A 12,523-nucleotide genomic window follows, 5' to 3' on the forward strand; every position below is an offset into this window, starting at 1 on the left:
CCTTTTTTATTTTCTGATCCAGCCTTGCAGACTGACCACCACAATGCCAAGTAATACCAAGGCTGAGCCCATCACAAAATTCAGTTCAATTTTTTCGCCCAGCAAGCAGACGCCAAAGACCATGCCAAATAACGGCGTAAGGAAGGAAAACACGCCCAGTCGCGAGGCCAGATAATTGCGTAATAACCAGAACCAGGCCAGGAAACTGGCAAAGGATACAATCAAGGTATGAAAGGCCAGACTGCCGATTACCAGCGGGGTAAAATGAATGGTGGCTTGTCCGAGAAAAAACGCCAAACCGAACAGCAATACAAAACTGCCTGCCAGTTGATAAAACAGGGTTTGGGTAACGGCAGCCTGTGCCAACGAAGATAAACGCACTGTCACCGTGGTTGCCGCCCAGGCAATCCCCCCTGCCAAAGCCAGTAAGTCACCCCATAGCATCTGCTGTTCTAGCTGGGTAGCACCCTGATTTGCTCTCATAAAAGTGACCACGATTCCTAAAAAAGCAAGGGCAATACCACTCCACTGCAACACACTTAAACGCTCGGAAGGCAGCTTCCAGTGCAGCCCCAAAGCCACAAAAATGGGAGCGGTATACAACAGCACTACCGCATGAGATGCAGACGTCCATTGCAAGGCCTGCGCCAGCAGAAAGAACTCCAAAGAAAATAAAAAAGCGACCAGTGCCCCTGCCTTGAGATTCTGGCGGTTGAATAACTGACTGGCTTTATCCAGATACAGCAACGGCAATAACAAAATTGCAGCCATACCTGACCGCAATGCAATCTGCATTAAGGGCGAAATATCGGGAGCTGCCATTTTTAAAATGACTTGTTGTAAGCCCCAGATCATACACAGTACGACCATCAGGCCCGATGCAGTTGCATCTAATGCTTTGCGCTCATCCATCGCACACTCCCGATTCTATTATTTGAGCACCAATATAAGGCTGTCAGATTTTCATGATATAGTGAAAATCTGACAAGACATGCGTGTTTTCGGGCAATTCTCATCTTATGAAAAAGTCAGCACAACGGATTCAGGATTTTCAGGCCATTCCAACCTACAATGATATTCCGGCACCTTTATGGTTACGGGTTCGGGATGCGCCTGCAGAGACTTTTTATCCTAAACATGCGCATGCCTGGGGAGAGTTTATTTATGCCTTTGACGGGGTGCTTGAAGTCAATATTGAGCAGATCAATTACCTTACCCCGCCGCCTTATGGCATCTGGCTGCCGCCGCATCTGCAACATAGCGGAATTAACCGGAATGATGTGACCTATTGTACGCTTTATATCCATGAGTCATTATGTCAACGCATGCCACAACAGGCCGGGATTTTACTGTCCGCACCACTGGTTTCCGCACTGCTGGAACATCTTCGTCACACCGCATTTTCAGAACACGATCCTGAATATATCCGCCTACTTCAGGTTTTACTGGACGCACTGACCCATGCTGAACTGGTCGGCAGCTATTTGCCCACCACGCAACATCCGGCACTGGCTAAGGTTCTGAGCCATTTACATGAGTTTCCTGCAGACAACAGCACCCTTGAACAGCTCGCCCACATGATCAACATGACCGAACGTACATTGGCCCGCTATAGCCAGAAAGAATTGGGCATGTCATTACATGAATGGCGGCAGCGATTAAAAGTCATGAAAGCCATGTCGATGCTCAATCAGGGTAAGACCATTGAAAGTATTGCGCTGGATTTGGGTTATGCCAGCTCCTCCGCTTTTATTTATATGTTTAAACGCTGGATGCATTTCACCCCTGACCAGTTCCGCAAGCTCTATCAAGGCAGTTAAGCTTTGCTTGGATAGCGTATAAAGATCAGGCCTTGCAATAAAAAAACGCTGCTATTTATCGAGCAGCGCTTTTTATCTTGCTGTTTTTATTGTGCTTTCACAAAGCTATCCCAGTCATATTCACCAGACTGGGTAATCAGTTTCATAGTCAACTGATCATTGGCACGTAAAGCGCCGACACCTGCTGGTGTACCGGTCATGATGACATCACCTGCTTCCAGGCTAAAACATTGATTGATCTCAACCAGTAACGCACCAATGTCCCGAATCATGTCTTTGCTAAATCCATGCTGACGCTCAACCCCATTAATGGTGAAAATGAGTTCCAGCTCCTGCAAGTCGCCAATTTCATCCGCTTCGATCCAGTCCGCCAGAAGACAGGCTCCGTCAAAGGCTTTGGCACGTTCCCATGGCTCGCCTTTGGCTTTTAAATCCCCTTGCAAATCACGCAAGGTTAAGTCCAGCCCCAAGGTCACAGCACCAACGGCTTCCAAAGCTTTGACCGGATCCGTTTCCCGAGATAGAGGATGGGTGATTTTCAAACAGATTTCACATTCATAGTGACACTCACCTAAAGCCTGATTCCAGCTGATTCCTTCTGATAAAGGACTCAGACTGCTCGGCGGCTTGATGAATAAGATCGCACGATCAGGAATAGGGTTGCCTAACTCTTTGGCATGTTCTGCATAATTTCGGCCGACACACACAATTTTTGAAGGACGTGTACTCATGAATGTTCCTTGTTCTTTGAACCGCTGATAAATTTACTTTTTAAAGCTATTTTCAAATTTGGTTTGATCTGAAGTATTTGCAAATGCACGTTTCGGTACAATAATCACGGTATGATTTTTCAGTTCCAGCATATAGGTCAGTTTGCCAATTGCAAAAGATTGCACCTCGGTATACTGAGTTCTCTGGGTTTTGCCTGTTGCGTACAGTTCAAAATAATCCTGATATAAATCAATCCCCTGCTCACTTTTACCGAACTGGTAACGAACAAACTGGCGCTTGAATAACATCGGCAATAACCAGTAGCGCATTACGCCCTGCATCAGCAGAAAGAACGCACCCAACGCCACATAATAGCGCCCGACTCCAGAGAAGCCTAAATAAATCCCCCACAGGATAATCGCGATACTAATCACGGGTGTTAGAAAACGGCTGAAAGTCTTTTTACCAAAAGTGACCAGAGCAAAACCATCTTGTGATTCTTCCAGATTCAGATAATAGCGCACAGAGACCGTTGGACGTTGTTCAGACATTTTGATTTCTAACATTTGAAAAAAACTGACCTATTAGAACATAAATGCTTCACAGGTAAATCACCTTTCTGGCGTTTTGATACAAAATTTAAATCTGAGATTTAAGCTGACTTGATGATTCTTTTTTATATCAATTTATCCCGACGCTTTGATTTTAAAGTCCTGCAAAATATCGCCTTTTGTTCTTAAATCGCCTGCATATATATTTATATGCTCAACCAATCAAATCAAGTTTCTGGTGAAGTTTTACACAACACGACTATTTTTTAACGCTAAAAAATCTTATTAATAATGGGCGTGAATACACTCAAGCACAGAGTGTTAATGCCCGCCAAATCACGAATAAGAATCAAAGGAATGTGATGCGTTATTTGAATGGACTACTTATCTCTTGTATTTTCCTAGGCACAACACAAAGTTGTTTTGCTCAACTATTGTCGTGGAATGACAATATCCCCAGTGCCTTACAGCCATTTCAAAACAACCCCAAAATACTGGCAAGTTATACCCAAAACACGATTTTTATCTATGGGCATCCTGTCACAAAAACAGCACTCCCCACCTTAAAAACCAACCCTCAACCCAGCGTGAGTTTCAATTCGGCTGCGATGATTGTACCCGTCAACGCCCAGCAGGTGGGCAAAACCTTAACTGATTTTAATCAATATGTCGGTTTATTCCCGACCTTGAAATCCGCCAAAGCCCTGGAACACTCAGGCAATATTGTACAGATGAAATATCGGGTCTCGATTCCGACACCTATTCCTGTGCTGAACTTCAATGAAGATGTCACCATACAGCACCAGATTAACCCCAATAGTATTTCCAGTCTGGTGATTGATGCGCCCATTCCTTATGGCATAGGTAAATTTGAATGGTTTGCTCTGGACGAACATCACACCTTAATCACCTTAACCCAATGGGGAGATCTGAACCAACCCAAAGGATTTATTTTTAAGAAAATTCTGAATGCCATTCCTGAAGTCAAGCTGGGCATCCCCAGTGGTACCAATGCTTTTGTAATGGAGGCGCTCAGAAACCGCTTTAATCAGCAAAATATAATCGCCCTGAATGCCGGACAAATTCCCAGCCCGCAACTGAATCGCGCACAATTGCTAAAAATCGCGCAACTGAGCCAGAATGCCCAGCAGCCGGTGAGCTTTCTGCATGCGCCCACTAGCGTACCCTATACCCATGGACGTGAAGCCATGCGCTTTACCACAACCTATCGTTTTTATACACAATCCTCTCAACCCTTACAAAAATGGTTGAGTCCTAATGCCTATCAGGAACTGTTTCCCCGCCAGATTAAGAAAGTGGTCACGACACCTGTTCAGAATCAGGCGCAGGATGCAGATCTAAAGGTCAATGTGGGTTTGGGCGTGATCAATATTCCCTTTGCTTTTAAACTGCATTTTAACTATCCCAACACGACTGAGAATCGTTTTTATGCCAATGGCGGAGACTTACGCTTTATCAAAGGGGAAATGCGCCTTGCTGCTCAAGATCAAGGGACCTTATTTAAAATGACAACAAGCATGAAAATCGATGAAAAGGCACCTTTTTTGCTCAGGGCAATGCGAAGCCTGCCTTATCATGACGTGCTACCTGCGGTTGGTGGGAATGCGGTATTTGTACAGAAACTCAAGGCAAAAATTTAAGACACAAAAAAACCGCATTTAAGCGGTTTCTTTTTTCAAATTGGTGCGCTCAGAGAGATTCGAACTCCCGACCCCTTAGTTCGTAGCCAAGTGCTCTATCCAGCTGAGCTATGAGCGCATATTTGATGGAGGGCATTATACGCAATTTTTGACAAAATATAAGACCTTTTTCAAAAGTTACCGATCAACTGGCTATAGATTCGGCACCAAGTCCGGATGAAGTACCTATAACCACGCAAAATTGACTAAAAAAATGGAGCAATTCCCTCTGTAATCATAAATCTCAGAATAGGCCAAGCCAAACTATTGGTAAAAAAATTTAAATATTAAAATTCAATTAAATAAATAACAGTCTATAAAAGGTACTTCAAACTACTCTGTAATTTTTATAAATAATCTATAATTTCATAATATTAATAAAAACTAAAATATGCATTTAAAAATACAAATACAAGCAATTGTTTTATATCAGTTTTATAAGTCATTAAAAAATATGATACATACTGCAATATTGACATTAAAGCGTTAATCACCCAATACTAATTAGTACATTATGCGACAGGAGTCACATAATTATTAAGCTAAATAAAACAAAACTCCAATAATTATAGGTATATCGACATGTTATTTAAAAATATTTTATCACCAATTACGGGTATTCTCTCATTTTCGAGTAGTAATAGCCAAACAACGGCACCAGTTCCTGTCAACACTGTATCGACAACAAATCACGTTCAGGTCGAAGATACCACCATCACCAACAATAGTAATGGTTCTGGTGATGGTTTATTAGGCGGTGTTATCACAGGCAATGGTCATCAAAATTACGGTGTTGGCGTTGGTAATGCCCAAGACCTTAATTTCCCCCTTCCTTTCACCACAGCTTTTCATTCATTAGGAAATTCATTTCCCTGGTCAGCCAATTCTTCATCTATTAATACTGCCACCACCAGCGCTTCGACGCAGGTTCACGATAATGACATCATCAATAATAGTAATACTGGTGCAGGCGCCGGAAATGGCAGTGATGGTGGCCTGTTAAGCGGTATAGCCTCTGGCAACGGCGAACATAATTACGGTATCGGTAATGGCAACGGCGACGATGCCAACCTGACAACCCCGATCACAGTGCCATTCGAGGCCTTGGGCAATTCAGTTGCCGCACTGGGTCAAGGCGAACTGGACTCAGTTAACACCACACCAACTACTTCTAGCGTCAATATTCAAGACAATGACACCACCAATAATAGTAATACGGGTACAGGAGCTGGCAACGGCAACGGTGGCGGCTTACTCAATGGCGTAGCAGCTGGAAATGGCGAACATAATTACGGTATCGGTAATGGCAACGGCGACGATGCCACAGTCACCATCCCATGGACCACACCCGTTCAAGCGGTGGGCAATTCGATTGCGGGTCTGGGTGGTGGCGATATTGATTCAGTTAATACTGCACCAACCACTTCGACCACCAATATTCAGGACAATGACAGCATTAATAACAGCAATACTGGCACCGGTGCCGCGGGTAATGGCAGTGATGGTGGCTTGTTAAATGGCGTGGGCGCTGGTAACGGTGAACAAAACTATGGGATCGGTAATGGTAACGGTGACGATGCCAGTGTCACTACACCCGTCACTGCACCATTTCAAGTACTCGGCAATTCAGTTGCAGGTCTTGGCGGTGGAGATGTGAATTCCGTCAATACCGCACCGACCACATCAACGACTAATATTCAAGACAATGACACCACCAATAATAGCAACAGCGGTACAGGTACAGGGGGTAGCGGTAACGGACTGGGCGGATTGCTGAATGGTATTAGTGCAGGCAATGATGAACACAATTACGGTATTGGCAATGGCAACGGTGACGATGCCAGCGTAACCGTACCATGGACCACACCTATGCATGTACTCGGCAATTCCTTTGCAGGTTTGGGTGATGGCGATGTGAACTCAACAAATACCGCTCCTACAACCACGTCCAATATTATTCAGGACAATGACACGACCGATAACAGTAATAGTGGTACAGGTACGGGGGGCGTCGGTAATGGTGTGGGGGGCTTAGGCAATGGCCCTGCTGCGGGGAATGGCGAACAAAACTATGGTATTGGTAACGGTAATGGAGATGATGTCGACATTACGGTGCCTTGGACCACCCCTTTAAATGTACTCGGCAATTCTGTTGGCGGGGGTGGCAATAATTCATCAACCAATTCGGCACCGACCACCACACTGAACCATGTTCAGGACAATGACAGCACGGATAATAGCAATAGTGGTACAGGTACCGGCGGCACTGGCAATGGTCTGGGTGGCTTACTCAACGGTATCAGCGCCGGTAATGGTGAACACAACTACGGTATCGGCAATGGTAACGGTGATGACGCAGACTGGACTTCGCCTGTGGTGACTCCGATCAATGCCATGGGGAATAATGTTTCCTGGTTTGGCAGCAATGATCCGACTCATACCGGCAATACCTCGGTCAATAATGGATCAACCAATACCACCAACATCGTCGAAGACAATGATCATATCGACCATAGTAATAGTGGCGCAGGTGCTGCTGGCAATGGCATCGGAGGTCTACTAAGCGGTATTGGCGCAGGCAATGGTGAGCAAAACTATGGCATCGGTAATGGTAACGGCGATGACGTCGGCATTACCACCCCGATCACAACGCCAATCAACGGCTTGGGCAATGAATTCTCATTCTTTGGGGATGCCAATAACGCATCGCATAACAATGCGTCGACCACCACCACCAATATTGTCCGAGACAATGATACAACGGACAATAGCAACAGCGGTGGTACCGGTGTTGGCAGTGGTGCAGGCAATGGCATTGGTGGCCTACTCAATGGTGTCGGCGCTGGCAACGGCGAACATAATTACGGTATTGGCAACGGTAATGGTGATGACGTTGGTGTCGTCATGCCAATCACCACCCCTCTCAGCGGCTTGGGCAACTCCTTCTCGGTCTTTGGAGACTCAGCCACAAGCTCAGTCAACAATTCATCGACCACAGCCGTCAATCATTATGAAGACAATGACACGACTGACAATAGTAACAGTGGTACGGGCCTGACAGACGGTGCTGCTGGCAATGGCGTGGGTGGTTGGGGTAATGGCCCTGCTTCAGGGAATGGTGATCATAACTATGGTATTGGCAATGGGATTGGCAATGATTCAAGTGTGGTTGCACCCATCACAACGCCAATCAGTGGTTCGGGAAATGCCTTCTCAATCTTTGGCAATGCCACTTCAAACTCGGTCAATGACTCATCGACCAAAACCACCAACTACTTCCAGGACAATGACAGCATTAATAATGGCAATAGCAGTAGTGGTGTTGGTGGTACGGCAGGGAATGGTGTCGGTGGTGGTTTATTAAATGGTGTCGGTGCAGGCAACGGTGAACACAACTACGGTATTGGTAACGGGATTGCCGATGATGCCAGTGTGGTAGCACCAATCACCACACCGATCAATGCATCGGGTAATGCCTTCTCAATCTTTGGCAATGCCACTTCAAACTCAGTGAATAACTCCTCAACCACAACCAATAATTACTTCCAGGATAACGACACAACCAATAACAGTAATAGCGGTGGTAACGGTACTGGCAGCGGTTCAGGTAATGGCACAGGAGGCGGATTATTGAATGGTGTTGCAGCAGGTAATGGCGAACACAACTACGGTATTGGCAATGGTATTGCCGATGATGCCAGTGTAGTAATCCCGATTACGACACCGATCAATGCATCGGGTAATGCCTTCTCGATCTTTGGTCATGCAACAGCCAATTCAACCAACAACTCCTCAACCACAACCAATAACTACGTTCAGGACAATGATTCAACAGACAATAGTAATAGTGGCGGTAATGGCGTAGGCGGTGGTTCAGGCGGGCTGCTTGGCTTAGGTGGTTTACTCAACGGTGTTGCAGCAGGCAATGGTGAACATAACTATGGCATCGGCAATGGCATTGCAGATGATGCCAGCATCGTCGCCCCGATTGCCATTCCGATTAACCTGTCAGGTAATGCAATCTCTTTATTTGGTAGTGCAACAGCCAACTCTCACAATAATTCATCCACCACAACCAACAATCATGTTCAGGACAATGATAGCACCAACAATGGTAACGGCACTGGCAATGGTGGCAGTGGTAATGGCTCAGGCGGCTTACTCGGCGGTATTGGCGCAGGCAATGGTGAGCATAATTATGGTATTGGCAATGGGATTGGTGATGATGCCAGTATCGTGACACCGATTACGATTCCAATTAACTTCTCAGGCAATGCCATCTCGGTACTCGACCTCAGCGGTTTAAATGGTGAAGGTGAATTTAATCCGCTTAGCCCAGTGACCAACATTATTCATATTGTGGCAGGTGATGGCGAAGGTGGCACAGGCCTACTCGGTACCGTGACAGGTGTTGTGGGCGGAGTCACAGGTGGTCTTGGTGGTGAAGGTGGGCCTCTCGGTGCAATCACAGGTATCATTGGTGGCATTACCGGTGGTATCGGCGGCGGTGAAGGTGGGCCTCTTGGCGCGATCACTGGAATCATCGGTAGTATTACCGGTGGTATCGGCGGCGGTGAAGGCGGTCCTTTAGGCTCAATCACTGACATCATTGGTGGAATCACTGGCGGTATCGGTGGTGGCGAAGGTGGTCCTTTAGGTGCAATCACTGGAATTATCGGTGGTATTACGGGCGGTGACCTAGGCAATAATCCAGTTACAGGCGTAATCCAGTCTGGTATTGATGTACTGCAAGGCGTTGAAAGCCTGAAAACCGATATTATCAACATTGGTATTAGCACGGTCGGCGGTGCAATTGGCAGCGTACTTCCAGGTGTTCATCCAGTGACTGACCTGACCAATCTCGGTACCCTCACCTTTGAAACTTCTCGCGATACCGTAAACGGCACACTTGAAGCCATCTCTGATCTGGCAGGCGCTGATATTGGTGGCGCTGCCGGTTCTCTTACTGGCGTTGTCGGTACACTGATTACCAATGGTTCAACAGCTTCTGGTCTGGTTCAACACGCAGTCGGTGACCTGACTGATGTTGGTGGCCTGCTTGGTGGTATTACCGGTGGTATCGGTGGTGGTGAAGGTGGTCCTTTAGGTGCAATCACAGGCATCATTGGTGGCATTACGGGTGGTATCGGTGGCGGTGAAGGCGGTCCTTTAGGTGCAATCACAGGCATCATTGGTGGCATTACGGGTGGTATCGGCGGCGGCGAAGGCGGTCCTTTAGGTGCAATCACAGGCATCATCGGCGGTATTACGGGTGGTATTGGCGGCGGTGAAGGCGGTCCTTTAGGTTCAATTACTGACATTATCGGCGGTATTACAGGCGGTATCGGCGGTGGTGAAGGCGGTCCTTTAGGTTCAATCACTGACATTATCGGTGGTATTACGGGTGGTATCGGTGGTGGCGAAGGTGGTCCTTTAGGCTCGATCACTGACATTATCGGTGGCATTACTGGCGGTATCGGCGGTGGCGAAGGTGGTCCTCTAGGTTCGATCACTGACATTATCGGCGGTATTACAGGTGGTATTGGCGGTGGTGAAGGCGGTCCTTTAGGTTCGATCACTGACATTATCGGTGGCATTACTGGCGGTATCGGTGGTGGTGATGTGATTTCCGGAGTTGCTCAACCGATCCAGATCGTGGTTGGCAGTGGTAGCTTAACGCTCGATCTTCTGCAAGACAGTCTGGGTAGCCTGTCAAATGGCAATCTATTCGATGGGATTAGCAACCTTGTTCATGTCAATAATGAAGATGGTAGCGTGGATAATATCCTAACTGCGATTACAGGAACCGTTTCATCAAGTTCAGGTATTGCTGTAGGTGAACCAAATCCAAATGGTGGTGCTTTAACAGATCTCATCTCCATCACTTCACCATTATCAGGTTTAACCGATCATCTATTCGGTTCTGTTCATCACTTTTAATCTCTAAATTGTAGAAAAGCTGCTGGAATCAGTGGCTTTTCTCTCCTCTTAGATCACAATTGCAATGAAGCGAAAAGAGAAGTCGCATTAATAAGTTTTTTTTAACAACCCATCATTAGCTTGGAAATAAACGAATATTGATGCTTGCTTTTCTTTAAAAAGCGAAGGTACAAAATAAGATCAACAGTTTGATTTTTAAAATTTTATTAAAAACCATCTTTGACTAGAAATATTTATTTTCAAATGAGTAACAAATTTTATAACTTTCTAACCGACAACCTGAAAAAAGAGCCATTTCAGGAGAAAAACTCATTTTAATTATCTGATAAATTTGATTATATTTTATTCCACTGAGGTTATAAGACTTTTTATAATAAAATACATATGTAGATTTAATATAATGTTTTTACAAATAAAATTATTTATATTCAGCAACTTAAACTCAAATTTAACAATCCAAGCCACGACCCTTACAGATTGACAAAAGAATTGCATCATATAACACTAAAAGCGATTAATGTGACTTTAATCACAAAAAAATCATAGCAATTTAATAATCATTTAGAACAACACAACTTTAAAAATATAGGTATCGTTATGCTTTTTAAAAGTCTTCTATCACCCATTAAAAGCATTACTTCGAATTTAGTCGATAGTAATAACTCAACATCTCATGTTGGCGGTTCACTTCTTGCTCCCCTGTCCCTCTCTACCATTACCAATATCGTTTCAACCAATACACTGAGCAATACGGTTAGCAGCATTACTGGCGGAGCAGCCAACAATCCTCTCGGGGCAGTTACCAACATTCTTGGCAGTGTCACAGGTGGAACAAGCGGTAGTCCACTTGATTCAGTCACACATATTATTGGAGGAGTTACAGGCGGTGCTACTGGCAATCCGTTAGGCGCTGTAACAGGCATTATCGGCGGTATTACAGGTGGAACCGATGCTGGTCCATTAGGTGCCGTTACAAATATTGTTGGCAGTATCACAGGAGGCGCTGGTGGCAATCCACTAGGCGCTGTAACAGGCATTATCGGTGGTATTACAGGGGGTACAGAAGGCGGCCCGCTTGGTGCAGTCACCAATATCATTGGTGGCATTACAGGCGGTGACCTTGGTCATAATCCGGTCACAGGTGTGATTCAGTCTGGTATTGATGTACTACAAGGCCTTGAGAGCTTAAAAACAGAAGTGATCAATACTGGTATTGATACAGTTGCAGGTACGATTATTGGGGCAGTTCATCAATCCGAGCATCCGATTGGCGATCTTGCAGATCTGGGAACACTTACTTTTGAAACCTCTCGCGATACCGTAAACGGTACACTTGAAGCCATTTCTGATCTGGCAGGTGCTGATATTGGTGGTGCCGCCGGTTCTCTTACAGGGGTGGTGGGTACACTGATCAACAACGGTTCCACTGCTTCTGGTCTGGTTCAACATATTGCGGGTGATTTGACCAATGCTGGTGGAATCATTGGTGGTGGTGAAGGCGGTCCTTTAGGTGCAATCACAGGCATCATTGGTGGCATTACGGGTGGCATCGGTGGCGGTGAAGGCGGTCCTTTAGGTTCGATCACTGACATCATCGGCGGTATTACGGGCGGTATTGGTGGCGGTGAAGGCGGTCCTTTAGGTGCAATCACAGGCATCATCGGTGGTATTACGGGTGGTATTGGCGGCGGTGAAGGCGGTCCTTTAGGCTCAATCACTGACATCATCGGTAGTATTACTGGCGGCATCGGTGGTGGCGAAGGTGGTCCTTTAGGTGCAATCACTGGAATCATTGGCGGCA

The 12,523-nt window shown here is 45.8% G+C and carries 6 protein-coding genes, 1 tRNA gene and 1 pseudogene; 4 read left to right on the plus strand and 4 right to left on the minus strand.

What is annotated here, in order from left to right; translation table 11 throughout:
* Window positions 1-6 precede the first annotated feature (6 nt).
* Window positions 7-912, minus strand: coding sequence for a DMT family transporter (locus tag ACNQO6_RS17265; protein ID WP_440209768.1), 906 nt, complete (start codon window positions 910-912; stop codon window positions 7-9).
* Window positions 913-1,019: 107 nt separating this feature from the next.
* Here ACNQO6_RS17265 and ACNQO6_RS17270 point away from each other — a divergent pair, with 107 nt between their 5' ends.
* Entirely contained in the window at window positions 1,020-1,820 is an 801-nt protein-coding gene (locus ACNQO6_RS17270) for an AraC family transcriptional regulator (RefSeq protein ID WP_032868687.1), read from the plus strand.
* Window positions 1,821-1,906: 86 nt separating this feature from the next.
* Here ACNQO6_RS17270 and ACNQO6_RS17275 read toward each other — a convergent pair whose 3' ends face one another.
* Both ACNQO6_RS17275 and ACNQO6_RS17280 read right to left on the minus strand, forming a co-directional pair.
* Window positions 1,907-2,551, minus strand: a complete 645-nt coding sequence (locus ACNQO6_RS17275) for a fumarylacetoacetate hydrolase family protein (protein WP_440209769.1) — start codon at window positions 2,549-2,551, stop codon at window positions 1,907-1,909.
* Window positions 2,552-2,584: 33 nt separating this feature from the next.
* Entirely contained in the window at window positions 2,585-3,082 is a 498-nt protein-coding gene (locus ACNQO6_RS17280; RefSeq protein ID WP_262476502.1) for a YcxB family protein, read from the minus strand.
* 362 nt (window positions 3,083-3,444) lie between these two features.
* Between ACNQO6_RS17280 and ACNQO6_RS17285 the strand changes: the two genes are divergently transcribed.
* On the plus strand, window positions 3,445-4,743 hold the full coding sequence (locus ACNQO6_RS17285) for an SRPBCC family protein (RefSeq protein ID WP_440209770.1): 1,299 nt from the start codon (window positions 3,445-3,447) through the stop codon (window positions 4,741-4,743).
* 41 nt (window positions 4,744-4,784) lie between these two features.
* On the opposite strand, the gene ACNQO6_RS17290 is transcribed toward ACNQO6_RS17285, so the two are convergent.
* Window positions 4,785-4,861 (minus strand) — tRNA-Arg (locus ACNQO6_RS17290).
* Between the two features lie 503 nt (window positions 4,862-5,364).
* Here ACNQO6_RS17290 and ACNQO6_RS17295 point away from each other — a divergent pair.
* Window positions 5,365-10,722: a beta strand repeat-containing protein gene (locus ACNQO6_RS17295; protein WP_440209771.1), complete on the plus strand. Its 5,358-nt coding sequence runs from the start codon at window positions 5,365-5,367 to the stop codon at window positions 10,720-10,722.
* 597 nt (window positions 10,723-11,319) lie between these two features.
* Window positions 11,320-12,523: pseudogene (locus ACNQO6_RS17300) on the plus strand (beta strand repeat-containing protein); the annotation flags it as partial.

Origin of the sequence: Acinetobacter calcoaceticus, assembly GCF_051947995.1 — a bacterium.
Classification (GTDB): Bacteria; Pseudomonadota; Gammaproteobacteria; order Pseudomonadales; family Moraxellaceae; genus Acinetobacter.